The 15,602-nt window shown below is 59.6% G+C and carries 15 protein-coding genes; 10 read left to right on the top strand and 5 right to left on the bottom strand.

What is annotated here, in order from left to right:
* Positions 1–205 precede the first annotated feature (205 nt).
* Complete coding sequence (locus SLH49_RS17845; protein WP_320270514.1) at positions 206–1,006, top strand: YdcF family protein; 801 nt, start codon at positions 206–208, stop codon at positions 1,004–1,006.
* Here SLH49_RS17845 and SLH49_RS17840 read toward each other — a convergent pair.
* Genes SLH49_RS17840 through SLH49_RS17830 form a run of 3 tightly spaced genes read right to left on the bottom strand, consistent with a single transcriptional unit; the run spans position 996 to position 4,368 of the window.
* Positions 996–2,201 carry a glycosyltransferase family 4 protein gene (locus SLH49_RS17840; RefSeq protein ID WP_320270513.1) on the bottom strand — a complete coding sequence of 402 codons (1,206 nt, stop codon included), beginning with the start codon at positions 2,199–2,201 and terminating at the stop codon, positions 996–998. The two genes, SLH49_RS17845 and SLH49_RS17840, sit on opposite strands and share 11 nt — an antisense overlap.
* Positions 2,198–3,259, bottom strand: coding sequence for a glycosyltransferase family 61 protein (locus SLH49_RS17835; protein WP_320270512.1), 1,062 nt, complete (start codon positions 3,257–3,259; stop codon positions 2,198–2,200). Before SLH49_RS17835 ends, SLH49_RS17840 begins: the two co-directional genes overlap by 4 nt.
* Entirely contained in the window at positions 3,256–4,368 is a 1,113-nt protein-coding gene (locus tag SLH49_RS17830; RefSeq protein WP_320270511.1) for a DegT/DnrJ/EryC1/StrS family aminotransferase, read from the bottom strand. The genes SLH49_RS17835 and SLH49_RS17830 overlap by 4 nt, the downstream gene beginning before the upstream one ends.
* Positions 4,369–4,753: 385 nt before the next feature.
* On the opposite strand from SLH49_RS17830, the gene SLH49_RS17825 reads away from it, so the two are divergent.
* Complete coding sequence (locus SLH49_RS17825; protein WP_320270510.1) at positions 4,754–5,599, top strand: glycosyltransferase; 846 nt, start codon at positions 4,754–4,756, stop codon at positions 5,597–5,599.
* Here the strand turns inward: SLH49_RS17825 and SLH49_RS17820 are convergent.
* On the bottom strand, positions 5,596–6,036 hold the full coding sequence (locus tag SLH49_RS17820) for an NUDIX hydrolase (RefSeq protein WP_320270509.1): 441 nt from the start codon (positions 6,034–6,036) through the stop codon (positions 5,596–5,598). The genes SLH49_RS17825 and SLH49_RS17820 overlap by 4 nt on opposite strands.
* Positions 6,037–6,113: 77 nt before the next feature.
* On the opposite strand from SLH49_RS17820, the gene SLH49_RS17815 reads away from it, so the two are divergent.
* The 8 genes from SLH49_RS17815 to SLH49_RS17780 all read left to right on the top strand — a co-directional run bounded on the left by SLH49_RS17815 (position 6,114) and on the right by SLH49_RS17780 (position 14,879).
* Positions 6,114–7,106: an Hsp33 family molecular chaperone HslO gene (locus tag SLH49_RS17815; RefSeq protein ID WP_320270508.1), complete on the top strand. Its 993-nt coding sequence runs from the start codon at positions 6,114–6,116 to the stop codon at positions 7,104–7,106.
* Entirely contained in the window at positions 7,099–7,683 is a 585-nt protein-coding gene (locus SLH49_RS17810) for a CoA pyrophosphatase (protein WP_320270507.1), read from the top strand. Before SLH49_RS17815 ends, SLH49_RS17810 begins: the two co-directional genes overlap by 8 nt.
* The gene (locus tag SLH49_RS17805; protein WP_320270506.1) at positions 7,680–8,810 is read left to right on the top strand and encodes a CCA tRNA nucleotidyltransferase; all 1,131 of its coding nucleotides are present in this window, start codon (positions 7,680–7,682) and stop codon (positions 8,808–8,810) included. The genes SLH49_RS17810 and SLH49_RS17805 overlap by 4 nt, the downstream gene beginning before the upstream one ends.
* On the top strand, positions 8,803–9,384 hold the full coding sequence (locus tag SLH49_RS17800) for a LysE family translocator (protein WP_320270505.1): 582 nt from the start codon (positions 8,803–8,805) through the stop codon (positions 9,382–9,384). The genes SLH49_RS17805 and SLH49_RS17800 overlap by 8 nt, the downstream gene beginning before the upstream one ends.
* A 45-nt stretch (positions 9,385–9,429) precedes the next feature.
* Positions 9,430–11,274 (top strand): ABC transporter ATP-binding protein, encoded by a 1,845-nt coding sequence (locus SLH49_RS17795; RefSeq protein WP_320270504.1) that lies wholly within the window; start codon positions 9,430–9,432, stop codon positions 11,272–11,274.
* Positions 11,271–13,103 carry an ABC transporter ATP-binding protein gene (locus tag SLH49_RS17790; protein ID WP_320270503.1) on the top strand — a complete coding sequence of 611 codons (1,833 nt, stop codon included), beginning with the start codon at positions 11,271–11,273 and terminating at the stop codon, positions 13,101–13,103. Before SLH49_RS17795 ends, SLH49_RS17790 begins: the two co-directional genes overlap by 4 nt.
* On the top strand, positions 13,104–14,303 hold the full coding sequence (locus SLH49_RS17785; protein ID WP_320270502.1) for a class I SAM-dependent RNA methyltransferase: 1,200 nt from the start codon (positions 13,104–13,106) through the stop codon (positions 14,301–14,303).
* Positions 14,304–14,408: 105 nt separating this feature from the next.
* On the top strand, positions 14,409–14,879 hold the full coding sequence (locus SLH49_RS17780) for a L,D-transpeptidase family protein (RefSeq protein WP_320270501.1): 471 nt from the start codon (positions 14,409–14,411) through the stop codon (positions 14,877–14,879).
* Here SLH49_RS17780 and SLH49_RS17775 read toward each other — a convergent pair.
* Positions 14,876–15,427: a CAP domain-containing protein gene (locus SLH49_RS17775; protein WP_320270500.1), complete on the bottom strand. Its 552-nt coding sequence runs from the start codon at positions 15,425–15,427 to the stop codon at positions 14,876–14,878. The genes SLH49_RS17780 and SLH49_RS17775 overlap by 4 nt on opposite strands.
* Between the last annotated feature and the right edge of the window lie 175 nt (positions 15,428–15,602).

Genomic DNA, 15,602 nt, shown 5'->3' with positions numbered 1-15,602 from the left:
ATAAAGGCTTTACGTCGTTAAAAAGAAACCTGGGCAAATCATGACTTGACGGGACAAATGGATTCCCGTCGAAATACTAGCATGTGTCGTGCGGGCCTGTGACCCCTAATGATGCAGTCGCAGCATTTGGCCTTTTGCGCTGTGTCTTTTGCCACAAAGTGCTGCCTGCGCGCGCAAATATTTTGATTTGGATGCGTTTTTTATCATGCTGCGAAGTGTCATCGATTTTGTGACGACCCCCTCAACCCTGTTCCTTTTGCTGATTCTGTTGGCGCTCATCGCGCTGCTTTTGCACTGGCGGCGGACGGCGATCACGTCTCTCACTTTGGGGCTGACCGGCTTTGTCACTTTTGGTTTCACCAGCCTTAGTGAGGTCATGATCGCGCCGCTTGTGACCCGCTTTCCGCCCGTCGATCTCGCAGAGGCTGAGCCACCCTATGGACTGATTGTGCTGGGTGCCGGTTTGAACGAGGTGCATGCGCGCCATAATGGCGCCTTGTTGGAGCTTGAAGACGGTGGAGAGGCGGTCCCGACGGCTGCCTTGCTGGCCCAGCGCTATCCAGATGCGCGTATTATCCTCAGCGGTGGCAGCGGCACCAATTTCCCACCGGAACCCTTGCGTGGCGTGGATGGGATGCGGCGGGTACTGATGGAATTTGGCGTGGCCGCGGACCGGATCATGATTGATCCAAATGCGGCCACCACAGCGGCGCGGGCGCGCAACACGCTGGACCTGATCGGAGAGGATGCCGATCAGATCTGGTGGGCGATTACGCCCGCGCACCGGATGCCGCGGCTGATCGGGTCTTATCGCGCTTTGGGGTTCGAACCTGTTCCCTACCCCGTTGATTTCAAATGGATCCCGCCATTCGATCCGACCTATTTCTACGACTTCAGCAATGGGCTGCGGCTTACCGATGCCGGGGCGCATGAATGGCGGGGACTGCTTTTCTATTATCTTACCGGCAGGACCGAGACCTTCTTTCCCGGTCCCATCACTCCTTAAGCGCAGCGGGCAGGCGGCTGATCTCAATCAAGTGCCGGGTGCGGCGCACCATGGTTGCCTCGAAAGCATGTTTGGCGGCAAAGGTGCGAGCGTTTGTCGCTGCGTCCGCCAGCTCAGCCCTGTTTTTGGCAAGCCGTGTGACCGTATCTGCGAGGGTCGCGATATCATGCATGGGCGTGGCCCACCCGGCCTCAGATATCTCGATGATGCCTTTCAGTGCCTCGTTATCATAGCCCACAATCGGCACACCGCAGGCCATGACCTCGGGATAGGTGCTGGATGGATCACCTTGGGGATGGCAACAGACAAAGAGGTCCGCCTGCTCTTTCAGCGTCGGCACCCATTCGGTTTCGAAATCAACGACACCGCGCAAACGCACAAGGTCGGACAGGCCCATGTCGTTGATTTGCTTGGCGATATTGTCGCGCAGGGGTCCGTCACCATAGATGTCGAGTGTGAAGTTCACGCCACGCTTGCGCAGCGCAGCGGCAAAAGGCACGAGGTCCAAAACACCCTTCATCGCCACGAGACGCCCGCCGAAGATCAGGCGCAGGGACCTGTCGGACGTCAGACTATCTACTTTGCGCGCCAACGCGGCATCAGAGATGACGGCATCCCGCGGCACGCGGTTGTCAAAGAACAAGAGCGTATTCGCAATGGCATCCTTGTAGGCGTTATAGGTTGGCGTACCGCTGCATTGCAGCCCGGCGGCCAGTTTCAGCACCTCTCTGCGCTTGCGCTCAGCGTTTAGGGTCCAAAGCTTGCGCCGGAACCGCAGAATCGGGTTGCGCGTCTCGGACCGGATGATCTGCAACTCGGTCTGCAAAGAGTATTCGCTGACAAATGCGATGGGCACGTCGAGCTTCTGGCAAAGCTCTGCTGTGGGCAATTCATAGGGCGAAAGAAAGCCCGACACGAGGGCTGCGTTCTTGATCCGTGCGGCAAGCGCTTCGGGTTCGGTGGGCCGCATCTCCAGCGTTGTTTCCGCTTCGCCCGGTAACACCTCAACCTGATCCATGTCGGTTGTTGGCGTATCGGTCAGCGCGATCAGGCTGGTCACAGGACCGGGCCATGTTTTGGCATAGGCGGCGGCACCGTTGAGGTACTTTTGCGTCAGAACGAGACCCCCACGCGGACCGCGCGTAGCCTTCAGAACTGGCAGAATGATCAGCTCATTTTGGGCAGAGGCTTTCATGGCATCACACGGTCCAGGAACCGTTGGAAACTGTCCAGATCAATGTGAAAACCACCATCGGACGCATCACCCACGAAAAAGCTGAACTGGATACCCACACGGTCAGTGAACTCCTTAAACGCCATGGCAAAACGGTCGGGCGGCTGCAACACCAGCAAAGTGCCGGCGCGTGCCATGCTGTATGCCACATGCGAGATATGACTGCCCTCAACACTGATCACAATCGGGGCATCCAGTGTCTGCTGCGCAATCTCTTCCGCGGTCAGTTTCGACGGTTCCACTATGTCGAACCCACGGATGCGCAACATGTCTTCGAGTTCGGTTTCGTTGGAAAGAATGCGTGCCTCACCTGTTTGGCCACGTTTAAGGTAGATGCCCGCCGGTGCATCGGCGTCACGCGGCTTCAGATGATCCCGCAGGCGCTGATGCAACGTTTCGTATCGCGCACCTCGGCCCGAGTTTTGGCCAAAGTCATCGTAGAAGGTCAGCCGACGCACATGCGCATGTTCAACAACCGGCGGCGCGCGCAGATCAAACAGCGCGCGGTATCCGGCCTCATGACTATACGCCCTTGTTGGCATTGCGATCGCGTGGGTGTCCTGATCCGTCAGTAGCTCTAGTGGCAAACTGTCCTTCAAAAAAGGGCCGAAAAATCGACTGCCGGAGAAGCAAGAGACGAGCGCAGCGCTGTCAATCCCCTGACGCGGGGCCCGAAAGGACTGCCACAATTTTTCGTCGCCGTAGCTGGGATCGTATTGGGTGACCCCTTTGTAGACGAAGGGGCCGAAGATCGTCACGTCCTCCACCACATGTGCAACCGTTGCGGCATGCGTGGTTTGACCAGCTTCGATGAGGGCGGTTTCAACGGGCCAGCTGCGCCAGGGTGAAAGGCCGGTGATCTTGTCGAGCGCATCGTCGGGATAGATGGCGGGTGGGACGGTTGCCGTTTCTGCCGGGGCGAGCGTGATGGTCTGTTGTGCGAGGTCGCGCAAGTGACCAGGGCGCTGTCCTAGCAGCCTGCGGCCAAGCCGCTCTACCATCGGCCAGTTCAGTGTCATCGTCCCTTGACCAGATCAATGATCCTGTCCTGTGTTGCCGGATCAAGGTCAGCATAAAGCGGCAGGCAAAGGATCTGTTCTGCGACCGCGCGGGCGACTGGCAGACCCTCGGGTGCGGCCGAGGGGAGCGTGTTGTAAGGGTCAAGATCCGAGATGAGCGGGTAGAAATAGCGACGGGCAAAGATGTTTTCCGCCTCTAGCCGCGCCAGAAGTGTGTCGCGGTCCGTCTGATAACCCGGGCGCAAGAGGATCGGGAAGGCGTAGTGGTTATGCCCCTCCACACCTGTGGGGCTGACGCAGTACAGGTCTGGCACGTCTTTCAGCGCATCATGATAGCGTTGTGCAACCTTCGCGCGCTCGGCCAGGACAGCATCAATCCCGCAAAGCTGCGCGAGGCCAACAGCCGCGCTGAGTTCGTGCATCTTCGCATTTGTTCCAATCGCCTCAACCGTCTGTGCATCGGCAAAACCGAAATTGGCCAGCCGGTCGATGGCACATTTCGTTTCGTGGTCGGGTACGATGACGGCACCACCTTCAAATGTGTTAAACACCTTGGTGGCGTGGAAACTGAGCACCGACATATCGCCATGGCGCAGGATCGATTGCCCATTGCGGCACACACCAAAGGCATGCGCCGCATCATAAATCAGCTTCAGCCCGTGGCGTTGGGCAACATCTGCAAGGCCATCAACATCGCAGGGAATGCCAAAGGTATGGACCGGCAGGATCGCGCGGGTCTGCGGCGTGATCATCTTTTCGACCTGGGCGGGGTGGAGGTTTAGCGTCACAGGATCGATGTCCGCAAAGACCGGTTCAGCCCCTGCGATGCGGATCGCATGGGCGGTGGCCACAAAGGAAAACGGCGTGGTGATCACCTCGCCGGAAGTGATGCCAGCCTGCTGCATCGCGAGAACCGTGCCGAGCGTCGCATTCGCGACAAGTGCTACATGATCCACTCCTAAATGATCCGCCAAAGCGCTCTCAAATCTTCGGAGCAATGGACCGAAATTGGTGAGCATGCGCGTATCCCAGATCTGCTCCAGCAGCGGCATCAGATCAGACAAAGGTGGGATTGATGGGCGCGTCACGTAAACAGGCGGGCGTGTCATTGACCGCTCCCCGCAGACGAAAAATCATACTCTTGTTTTGGCAATGCAACAAACAAACGAGAAACCATAAAACGATGAAGTATTCGGCATGCTGACATATGGCAATTAAGGCTGTCCATACCTTTCCGTAGCGTCAGGTGAAGGTGTTTGGATCTTTGACGGTATTCGCGCACGTTATGGTTGCGCCTTGCTATGGAGTCTTGAAAATAAGGTGTAATCTGTGCGTTTTGTCACGCTCTGCTTCGGTGGAAATGTGCGCAAATCCTTGCGCCGTTTTCCCTGATATGAATCACTCAGGCGTAGCGCATTCTGTTTCTGTCATTCTTGCATGACAGCGCCGGGGGCGGCATATGCAAAAGGAAGGTCGCGATAAAGGATCAAACCGGTGCTGAGTGTCATTGTTCCGAGTAACAACGAGGAAAGCTGCATTCAGAACTGTCTTGACGCGATTGTCGCGCAAACTGACCTGCCGGATGGCCATGGCATCCAGGTCATTGTCGCCGCCAACGGCTGCACGGACCAGACGGTGAGTCTCGCCCAAGCGAAGGAAGTCGCACTGAAAGAGGCAGGCTTTGACTTGCTGGTGCTGGATATTCCCGTTGGGAACAAGATGAACGCGTTGAATGAAGGTGACGCGGTCGCGCGCCACGCCACGCGGGTGTATCTGGACGCGGATATCGTGATTAGCCCGCGTGTTCTGACAGAACTCTCGGACCTGCTCGCTGCCGACAAACCCGTCTATGCCAGCGGCGCGGTCCGCGTTCCACGGTCCAAAAGCATCATCAGCCGCGCCTATGCCAAGGTCTGGACCAGCCTGCCCTTTGTGCGCGACGGGGTGCCGGGGATCGGGCTTTATGCCGTGAATGGCTTGGGCCGTGCCCGTTGGGCCGAATTTCCAAAAATATACGGCGATGACCGCTTTGTCCGGCTGCAGTTCAAACCGCATGAACGGCTCAAAACCAACGCGACTTATGATTGGCCCCTGCCTGAGGGTTTCGCAAACCTCGTCCATGTCCGCCACCGCTGGCGCGAGGGGAATGTGGAACTGGCCGAGGCATTTCCGGAACTGGAAGACAATGACAGCGAGTTCAACAAGAGCTTCGGCAATATGCTGCGGCTATTGAAAACACCGTTTTCGTCGGCGGTCTTTGTGACAGTCTATCTTGTCAGCAATGCAAGGGCGCGCCGCAGCAAGGCAAGCGGCGGCTTTGTCTGGCGGCGCGGGCGCTAACGCCTCATGAGCTGCCGGATAAACGACGCATCGCCCATGTTGTAAACCATGCCTGCCGCATCCTCGGCATCCAGCCAAAGCGGGATATGGTCCGGCTCGGTCGGTGGCCCCAAAGGGCGGACCGGATGGGCGAGATAGATGTGGCACAGCTTGTCCGCGTAAATCCCGTATTCCGGCATATAGGTGAACCGCCGAAACGCCCCGATCCGGCGCGGGTGGCTAATGCGCCAGCCCGTTTCTTCGAACACCTCCCGGTGCAGGGCACGGATCGGGCTTTCCCCCGGATCAACGCCGCCACCCGGTAGCTGGATCTCATCATGTGGCGCGCCCTGGTAGGTCAAAAGCAGCTTCCCGTCTCGCGGCAGAACCGCGTAAACACCGGGCCGCTGGACATATCGCTTCCCGTTTCGCGGCGCATCGCCATACCGTCTGATCATAGCTCACCCTCTTGGAGGCTGCCTTGCCCCGCCTATATAGGCGCGGTATGCCAACTCCTGACATGTAAGGAAAGCCTATGAGCCTCGGCCAGCAAATCGCCTGGGACGATACCGTCCTGCCGTTTCAACTTGACGCATCCGACATTCGCGGTCGGGTGGCGCGTCTTGATGGGGTGCTGGAACAGGTGCTGTCGCAGCACGACTACCCGCCCCTGATTGAAGGGCTGGTGGCCGAGATGGCGTTGCTGACAGCACTGATCGGGCAGACGGTCAAGCTGCGCTGGAAGCTGTCCTTGCAGGTGCGCGGGTCAGGTGCGGTGCGCCTGATTGCGACCGACTATTACGGCCCCAAAGAAGACGGCCAGCCTGCGCGCATCCGTGCCTATGCGTCGTATGATGCCGAAAAACTGGATGAGGCCGCTGATCCGTTTAGCCAGATCGGCCAAGGTTACTTCGCCATTCTGATCGACCAGGGTCAGGGGATGACGCCCTATCAGGGGATCACGCCGATTGCGGGCGGGTCATTGTCGGCCTGCGCACAGACCTATTTCGCGCAGTCCGAGCAATTGCCGACGCGGTTCCAGCTGACCTATGGCCAGTCGCAACTGCCCGGCCAGGGCACCCATTGGCGCGCCGGTGGCGTGATGTTGCAGCATATGCCCAAAGCCTCGCCCCATGTGAGCGGCGAAGGCGGGTCGGGTCAGGATGGGTTGCTGGAGGCGGTTGATATCCTGAACGATGACGAGGGTGAAAATTGGGTGCGTGCGAATACGCTGCTCGACACGGTTGAAGAGATTGAGTTGATCGGCCCCGCCGTGGCGCCGACGGACCTGCTCGTGCGGCTGTTTCATGAGGAGGCGCCGCGTGTCTTTGACGCCCAGCCAGTGAAGTTCGGCTGTTCCTGTTCGGCAGACAAGGTCCGGCAGAGCCTGTCGATCTATTCGGCCAAGGACATCGCCACGATGACCACCGAAGAGGGCACCGTGACCGCAGATTGCCAGTTCTGCGGTGCGCATTACGCGTTTGACCCTGACACGTTGGGGTTTGAGGCCAAGGACGCCAGTGCCTAATCTTGAAGAACGTCTGCGCGACGCATTGTCCAAAACGGGTGATGCGTCCTCGGACTTTGACCTGAACCATGATGTAAAAGTCCCCGATTGGGATCTGACGTCTGCGGGTGTTCTTGTGGCTGTGCGGGCAGAACGCGAGACGGTTATCCTGACCAAACGTTCGGCTCGGTTGAAGCATCATCCGGGCCAGATCGCCTTTCCCGGCGGCAAGCAGGACCCTGATGATGCGACCGTCACTGATGCCGCCTTACGCGAGGCAGAGGAGGAGATCGGACTGCACCGCGACCGCCCACGGGTGCTGGGCACGCTGCCGCCGCATCAGACGGTAACAGGCTATCAGGTCACGCCGGTGCTTGCACTGCTGGAGGGCGCTTTCGACCCGGTCCCGGAAGCTGGCGAAGTCAGTGAGGTTTTCGAGATCCCGCTCGCCCATCTCGCGCAGCCTGCAATGTTCCGCGTCGAAGGACGGCGCTGGCAAGGGCGCAAGCGGCACTATTATACCGTGCCTTACGGCCCCTATTATGTCTGGGGCGCGACCGCCCGCATCTTGCGAGCGCTTGCGGATCGGTTGTTATGACCCGGATCATGGCCGACTGGATTACGCAGGACTCATCGCAAAAGATATGCCGCCTGTTGACGGATGCGGGGCATCAGGCGTGGTTTGTGGGTGGTTGCGTACGCAATGCGCTGTTGGGTGAGCCGGTCGCCGATCTGGACCTGTCGACAGATGCCTTGCCGGTTGAGGTGACCGCATTGGCCAAAAAGGCAACGCTGAAGGTCATCCCCACAGGCATCGAACATGGCACGGTCACCGTTTTGGTGGATCACATCCCGTTTGAGATCACCACCTTTCGCCGGGATGTCGCCACTGACGGCAGGCGCGCCACGGTCGCTTTCGCTGACAATATGAAAGACGACGCGCGGCGACGAGATTTCACGATGAACGCACTTTATGCTGGGCCTGATGGCGTGGTAGCCGACCCGCTCGGCGGTCTTCCAGACCTACTCGCGCGGCGCGTGCGGTTTATCGAGGATGCGGATCAGCGGATCAAAGAGGATTACCTGCGCATCCTGCGGTTCTTTCGGTTTCATGCGTGGTATGGCCATAACGGTCCAGACCCCGATGGCCTCGCCGCATGTGCGGCCAATATCGACGGGTTGCGCCAGCTGTCGGTGGAGCGTGTGACGAGCGAAATGTTGAAATTGCTCGCGGCACCTAACCCGGCGCTTGCGATGGCATCGATGGCGGCAACCGGGGCGCTTGTGCAGATACTTCCCGGTGCTGACGCAACGACACTCGCGGTGCTGGTGCATGTTGAGGAACAGGCAAGGCTGTCGCCCAAGCCAATGCGCCGCCTTGCGCTACTGGGAGGTGAACCTGAAACGCATTTGCGTTTGTCGAAGGAACAGTGGCGATATCTCGAACAGGTCCGGGCCGAGATGTCGCCCGCTGAAGCCGCCTATCGCTTTGGCGCTGATATCGGGATGGACCGGCTGGCCATCAACGCCGCTTCACTTGGTCACGAGATCGCCGCTGAAGATGCGCAATCGGTGCGACGGGCTGCCGCCCAGACTTTCCCCCTGACCGCCGCCGATCTGATGCCCGCGCTTCAGGGTCCCGCCTTGGGCAAGGCACTGAAGGCGGCGGAGGCGCGCTGGATCGCGTCGGGCTTCACTTTGACCAAGGCCGATCTGCTTGACTGAATTCCTGCCCCTGATCGGTTTTGTGTTCTTCGGGCTGTTCTCGCCGGGGCCGAATGTGATCCTGCTGACCACATCGGGCGCGCGGTTCGGCTTCCGCAGAACCTTGCCCCACATTCTGGGCGTGGCCGTTGGTGTGGGGATCACGGCGGGTGTCACCGGCTTTGGCATCGGGGCGCTTTTGCAGGTACAACCTACGCTCACGCTGGTCCTCAAGATCGCGGCGGCGGCCTGGATACTTTGGATGGCCTTTAATCTATGGCGGGCTGATCCGGCCACGTCGAAAGAGCGGGACAGACCGTTCACATTCATCGAGGCGGTGCTCTTTCAGTGGGTCAATCCCAAGGTCTGGGCGGTGGCCCTGAGCGCGATGGCCTACGTGCCCGCACTCCCGCCTTCGGGTCAGGCTACGACACTCGCGGCGACATTTTCAGGCCTGAATCTAGGGGTCTGTCTGTTCTGGACGACGGCAGGCGCGCTCCTGTCATATCTGCTGACCAATCCCCGCGCCTGGCGTGTCTTCATGCGCGTCATGGCGCTCGCCTTGGGCGTGTTTTCCCTTCTGGTTTTCCTTTAGGTCAATCCCTGTTATGTGAGCCTTATAACCCGATAAGGCAGACCAATGTTTCGATTCTTCGAAGGCCTGGTCGATCCCTATACCGCGTATCAGGAGACCGACACGCCGCCCAAGCGGCTCTACCCGTTTCTGCGGAACTACGCAGAGCCGTTCAAAGGTGTTTTGATTGTCACCGCGCTTGGCTCCATGGTCATTGCGGCAGTGGAAATCTGGCTGTTGGGTTATGTCGGGCGGCTGGTTGATACACTCTCAAGCGGACCGCCAGCCGAGGTCTGGACGCGGCACGGGGTGGAGTTCATTCTCGTCGCACTTTTCATCCTGACCCTGCGCCCGATCCTGCATATCGCGCAAGTGATGCTGTTGCACCAGACGATCCTGCCGAACTTTACGACGCTCGTGCGCTGGCGGGCGCATAGGCACGTGCTGCGCCAGTCGGTCGGCTGGTTTGAGGATGATTTCGCAGGCCGCATCGCCAATCGGATCATGCAGACGCCGTCCTCTGCTGGTGAGGTGATGTTCCAGCTCTTCGACGCGCTCACCTTTGCTGCGGCCTATGTGGTCGCCGCCGCAGTGCTGCTCGGGCAGGCCGATCCGCGGCTGATCATCCCGCTTCTGTTGTGGCTGATCCCGTATCTTTTGCTGCTGCGCTGGGTGGTCAAGCGCATTGGCCCGGCATCCGAGGCCGCATCTGACGCGCGCAGCAAGGTCACGGGCCGGATTGTCGATAGCTACACCAACATTCATTCGGTCAAGATGTTCGCCCATCACGACCGCGAAATCGCCTATGCCAAGGACGCCATGGAGACGAGCCGCAAGACGTTCCAGGCCGAGATGCGGCTTTATACGATCATGGATGTGGGATTGATGGTCCTGAACGGCCTGTTGATCGTGGGTGTTGTCGGCTGGTCCATGTGGCTTTGGGGCCTCGGTACCGCGACGGTCGGTGTTGTGGCGGTGGCCACCACACTCGCGCTGCGCCTCAACGCGATGTCCGGTTGGATCATGTGGGCCACGAGCAATTTCTTCCGCGAGCTCGGCGTCGTGTCTGAGGGCATGCAGACGATTGCGCAGCCGATCAAACTGCTTGACCAGACATCAAATGCGCTGGGGGTCGAGGCTGGTGAGATCCAGATAAGCGCCCTTTCTCACCACTACGGGAAAGAGGCTGGCGGGCTTGACAATATCAACCTGACAATCCGGCCCGGTGAAAAGGTCGGGTTGGTCGGGCAGTCGGGCGCGGGGAAGTCGACGCTCGTGAAGCTCTTGCTGCGGTTTTACGATGCTGAGAAGGGCACGATTGCAATCGATGGCCAAAGCATCGCGGATGTGAGCCAGGACAGCCTGCGCCGCAATATCGGGATGGTGCAGCAGGACAGTGCGCTGTTGCACCGGTCCGTGCGTGACAACATCATCTACGGCAATCCGGAGGCGAGCGAGGATGACATGATCACCGCGGCCAAGAAGGCCGAGGCGCATGACTTTATCCTGGGCCTTGAGGACAGCGAAAAGAACAAAGGCTATGACGCAAAGGTCGGTGAACGCGGCGTGAAACTCTCCGGCGGCCAACGCCAGCGGATCGCGCTTGCGCGGGTGATGCTGAAAGACGCGCCGATCCTGTTGTTGGACGAAGCGACCAGCGCCCTAGATAGTGAGGTCGAAGCGGCAATCCAGCGGACGCTTTATGGTATGATGGCGGGCAAGACCGTTATCGCCATCGCCCATCGGCTGTCCACGATTGCGCAAATGGATCGGATTATCGTCATGGATCAGGGGCGCATTGTCGAAGAAGGCGCGCATCAGGCGCTGTTGGCGGCGAATGGGCAATATGCGCGGTTCTGGGCGCGGCAATCGGGTGGTTTTCTGGGCCAGGACCTTGGTGCAGCCGAATGAAGCCCGAAACCTGGATCGATCCGTTCGCGCGAGCGGCTGAGCCGCCGCCCAACACCCTGCTCGCCTTTCTGCGCTGGGCCATGTCAGGCAGCTTTCGCGTCGTGGGTCTGGCAGGCCTCGCCTCTTGCCTTGCTGGCGTGCTTGAGGTGATGACGGCGATCATTCTCGGCATGGTGATCGATGCGGCTTTGGACTCATCAGCGGAGGGCTACTTCTCTGCCAACACCTGGCTGCTTTTGGGCGCTCTGGGGTTCTTTATCTTCCTGCGCCCTGTGGTTTTTGGCGTCTCTGGCGTGATGCAATCGGTGGCGATGGCACCCGCACTGAACAACCTGACCCTGTCGCGGTTGCATCGGCACACGATGGGCCAGGCAGTCACGTTCTTTGACAACGACTTTGCGGGCCGTATCGCGCAAAAGCAGATGCAAGCGGCCCGTGCCATGACCGAACTGACGGTGGATATGATCCACACGGTTGCCTTTGCGCTGGCTTCTGTCGTGGCCTCGGTCCTGCTCCTGCTTACGATTGATCTGCGGGCATCGCTGCTGCTGGCGCTTTGGGTGACGGCCTATGTGTTGATCCTGCGGTATTTCATGCCGCTTGTGCGTGCCCGGTCCAAGGAACGCGCGGCGAAGCGCGCGATGGTGACGGGTCAGGTCGTGGACACGGTCACAAACATCAAGACCGTCAAGCTTTTCGCCCACGACGATCATGAGGATCGCGCCGCCATCGATGCGATGCAAAGCTATTGGACCGCGGCCGTCAACTGGGGTTGGATGGCGTCGGCCTTTCGGTTTTCGATGATGGCATTGGGTGGTATCCTGCCGGTGCTGCTTGTGGGGTCGACGCTGTATTTCTGGACGACTGGCTCCGCCACGCCGGGCGATATCGCCGCTGCCGGGGCGATTTCACTGCGTCTTGCACAGATGACGGGCTGGGTCAGTTTCACACTGATGGGCATGTATTCGAATGTGGGTGAGATTGAGGATGCGATGAACACCCTCAGCCCGGCCCATGGTCTGGTAGACGCGGAAGATGCCAAGCCGCTGATCGCCGATCAGGGTGCCATCGCCCTGCGCAATGTCAGCTTCAGTTATGGCGGTGGCCCCGGTGGGCTGCATGATGTGACGCTTGATGTGAAACCAGGTGAAAAGCTGGGGCTGGTTGGGGCGTCAGGCGCGGGCAAGTCCACCTTGGTGGCGCTCCTTCTGCGACTTTACGACACTGAAGAAGGTGCTGTTGAGGTGGACGGCCAAGACGTCCGCGCCGTCACGCAGGAAAGCCTGCGCCGCCAGATTTCCATGGTCACGCAGGAAACGGCGATGTTCAATCGCTCGGCGTTCGACAACATCCGCTACGGCAATCCAGACGCCGATCAGGCCGCGATTGAGGCGGCGGCCCAGCAGGCCGAAGCTCATGAGTTCATCGCTGGTCTGAAAGATCACAATGGGCGGACCGGCTATGACGCACATCTGGGTGAACGTGGTGTGAAACTGTCCGGTGGGCAACGGCAGCGGATCGCCATCGCCCGTGCGATCCTCAAGGATGCGCCGATTTTGGTGTTGGATGAGGCGACGAGTGCGCTTGATTCCGAGGTGGAGGCCTCCATCCAGCAAGCGCTAGAACAAGTGATGCAAGGCAAGACAGTGATTGCCATCGCCCACCGCCTGTCGACCCTCGCGCGGATGGACCGGATCGTGGTGCTGGATGCGGGCCGGATTGTTGAGGAAGGCACGCATGACGAACTGCTGGCCAAAGGTGGGCTTTATGCGCGCTACTGGAACCGGCAATCGGGCGGGTTCATCAACGTCAAGGCCGCGGCGGAGTAAATGCTGACTATCGAAAGTGTCACTCATGCGGGGCTGGGCCGGGCCACGGATGGGCAATTGGTGCCGCGAGCCCTACCGGGAGAGGTGGTTGAGGTCGCGGCAAATGGCACCGTCCGCATCATCACGCCCTCCGCCGACCGAGTCGCCGCCCCCTGTCAGCATTTTAAATCCTGCGGCGGTTGCGCGATGCAATATGCCAGCGACAGCTTTGTCGCGGACTGGAAGCAAGAGATCGTGCAAAAGGCCCTGCAGGCGCGCGGGATCGACGTGGCCTTTCGCCCCATCGCTACCTCGCCTGCACAATCCCGCAGGCGGGCGAAATTCTCAGGTCGGCGCACCAAAAAGGGCGCGCTTGTGGGCTTTCATGCCAAGGCGTCCGACATGGTCATCGCTGTGCCCGATTGCCAGCTTGTCGCCCCTACCCTGATCCAGACTTTACCCGCGCTTGAGGCGCTGACGCTTCTGGCCGCTTCGCGCAAGGGCGAGATTGATCTGACGGTGACCGAAACCGAAGTTGGGGCAGACGTGCTGGTGACCACCGACAAGGACCTGACCCCGCAATTGCGGATCGAGCTTGCCGCACTCGCCAACCAATACGCGCTCTCACGCCTTGTCTGGAACGACGAACCGGTGGTCACGCTGAACCCACCCGCGCAGGATTTTGGCGGAACGGCGGTCACACCGCCACCCGGCGCGTTCCTGCAAGCCACGCAGCACGGGCAGGATGCCCTGTGGCACGCGGTCGATGAGATCACGACGGATGCCCGCCGGATCATCGACCTCTTTGCAGGCTGCGGGACCTTCTCCCTGCCACTGGCCAAGCGAGCCGAGGTCCACGCGGTCGAAGGCGAAGCATCAATGCTGACCGCACTCGACCGTGGCTGGCGCGAAGGCCATGAACTGCACAAAGTCACGACGGAAACGCGGGACCTCTTCCGTCGCCCGTTGGAGCCCGATGAGTTCCGCCCCTTCGACGCCGCTGTCATCGACCCCCCGCGTGCGGGCGCAAGCGCACAGATCGCGACCCTCGCCATATCGGATCTTAAGACAATCGCAATGGTCTCCTGCAACCCTGTCACCTTCGCGCGGGATGCCGCGACGCTGATCGACGCGGGCTTCAAAATGCCCTGGCTGCAGGTCGTCGATCAGTTCCGCTGGTCCCCGCATGTGGAAATCGTGGCACCTTTCACAAGGAAATGAGCTTTTCAGGCTTTCTTTTCCTCCCTTTAGCCACAATTTCCTGCCATAGTGAAAAAAACGGCGCAGACCGGGACAGTAGGCAGTGTAATGATTTCAAGACGATCGATGATGGTTGGGGCCGCCTTGGGCCTGGCCGGATGCGGTGCGGCGGTACAGCAATATACCGGACCACAAGTGACACGCATTCAGGTGTTTAAGGGGCAGCGGACGATGCAGCTTCTGCATCAGAACGCGCTTTTGAAGCAGTACAGCTTTGATCTAGGCTTCGCACCCGTAGGCCATAAGGTTCACGAAGGTGATGGACGCACTCCGGAAGGTGCCTATCGTATTGATCGGCGTAATCCGAACAGCCGCTTTCATCTTTCTTTGGGAATCTCCTATCCCAATGCCAGCGATGTGGCCTACGCGCGGTCCAAGGGGCTTGATCCGGGCGGCGATATCTTCATTCACGGCACGCCAGAGGCCTGGCTAGGCACGCCCGATTGGACCTGGGGCTGCATCGCCGTGAAGAACCACGAGATGGACGAGATTTACGCGATGGTCGAGAACGACACGAAAATCTTCATCTACGCCTAAGAGATCGTGCTGGGGATGGGCTGCGTGACCGTCGGATCACTGCCCATGTTCAACGTCCACCAAAGCTTACCTGCCGGTTCCTGAAACCAGGCAAAGCCCATGAACCGCGCATCCGGGTCAACAATGACCGCGCGGGTGTCGGGCTGGTTCATCCAAGCCGCGAGCGTCTGCAGTTCGGTCTCATAGGATTCAGAGATGTTCTCGCCCAAAAGCCGTCCGGGGAAACCGGCGCGGCGGGCACGGTCGAGCGGGCTCGACGCGTCAGAGCCAAACAGCCACGGGCGGTTCTGCACCGACATATCGCGCGAATGGGTCGCTGCGGCAGCGTTCAGACGTGCGTCAAGCTGAACAGGTGGCACACCTGCCCGGGCACGCACGGCATTCACGCTGTCGAGCATGCGAAATTGGACGGCGGCCTCATCCTGCGGGCGGATGCGATAGACAGAAGGCAACGGCAGGCCGTCAGGCCCAAGCGGACGGCTGGGTGCGCCACCGCAGGCCGCCAGACTCATCAGAGCCGCTCCCATCAGAAACTTGCGTCGATCCATGCCTTCATTCGCCTCATTTCGCGTTTGTCGTTCCTTATCGACATTGCACTGACACTTCAAACACACATGTTTACGCCCATCAGCCCGTATGACATTTCTTTGAATTGCGGTGACATACCAGACACATTAATTTTCGGCCTTGAAAGATTTTCTGACTCAAAAATCGGAGCATGCC

The organism is Cognatiyoonia sp. IB215446 (genome assembly GCF_033963825.1).
In the GTDB taxonomy this organism is placed as follows: Bacteria; Pseudomonadota; Alphaproteobacteria; order Rhodobacterales; family Rhodobacteraceae; genus Yoonia.
The sequence above is the reverse complement of the archived record's forward strand: the minus strand, read 5'-3'. Positions and strand labels throughout refer to the sequence as shown.

What these genes read in the sequence shown, in the direction of transcription:
- SLH49_RS17845 (WP_320270514.1), top strand. Translation starts at nt 206, where the DNA reads ATGCTGCGAAGTGTCATCGATTTTGTGACGACCCCCTCAACCCTGTTC.
- SLH49_RS17840 (WP_320270513.1), bottom strand. Translation starts at nt 2,201, where the DNA reads ATGAAAGCCTCTGCCCAAAATGAGCTGATCATTCTGCCAGTTCTGAAG.
- SLH49_RS17835 (WP_320270512.1), bottom strand. Translation starts at nt 3,259, where the DNA reads ATGACACTGAACTGGCCGATGGTAGAGCGGCTTGGCCGCAGGCTGCTA.
- SLH49_RS17830 (WP_320270511.1), bottom strand. Translation starts at nt 4,368, where the DNA reads ATGACACGCCCGCCTGTTTACGTGACGCGCCCATCAATCCCACCTTTG.
- SLH49_RS17820 (WP_320270509.1), bottom strand. Translation starts at nt 6,036, where the DNA reads ATGATCAGACGGTATGGCGATGCGCCGCGAAACGGGAAGCGATATGTC.
- SLH49_RS17815 (WP_320270508.1), top strand. Translation starts at nt 6,114, where the DNA reads ATGAGCCTCGGCCAGCAAATCGCCTGGGACGATACCGTCCTGCCGTTT.
- SLH49_RS17805 (WP_320270506.1), top strand. Translation starts at nt 7,680, where the DNA reads ATGACCCGGATCATGGCCGACTGGATTACGCAGGACTCATCGCAAAAG.
- SLH49_RS17795 (WP_320270504.1), top strand. Translation starts at nt 9,430, where the DNA reads ATGTTTCGATTCTTCGAAGGCCTGGTCGATCCCTATACCGCGTATCAG.
- SLH49_RS17790 (WP_320270503.1), top strand. Translation starts at nt 11,271, where the DNA reads ATGAAGCCCGAAACCTGGATCGATCCGTTCGCGCGAGCGGCTGAGCCG.
- SLH49_RS17785 (WP_320270502.1), top strand. Translation starts at nt 13,104, where the DNA reads ATGCTGACTATCGAAAGTGTCACTCATGCGGGGCTGGGCCGGGCCACG.
- SLH49_RS17780 (WP_320270501.1), top strand. Translation starts at nt 14,409, where the DNA reads ATGATGGTTGGGGCCGCCTTGGGCCTGGCCGGATGCGGTGCGGCGGTA.
- SLH49_RS17775 (WP_320270500.1), bottom strand. Translation starts at nt 15,427, where the DNA reads ATGGATCGACGCAAGTTTCTGATGGGAGCGGCTCTGATGAGTCTGGCG.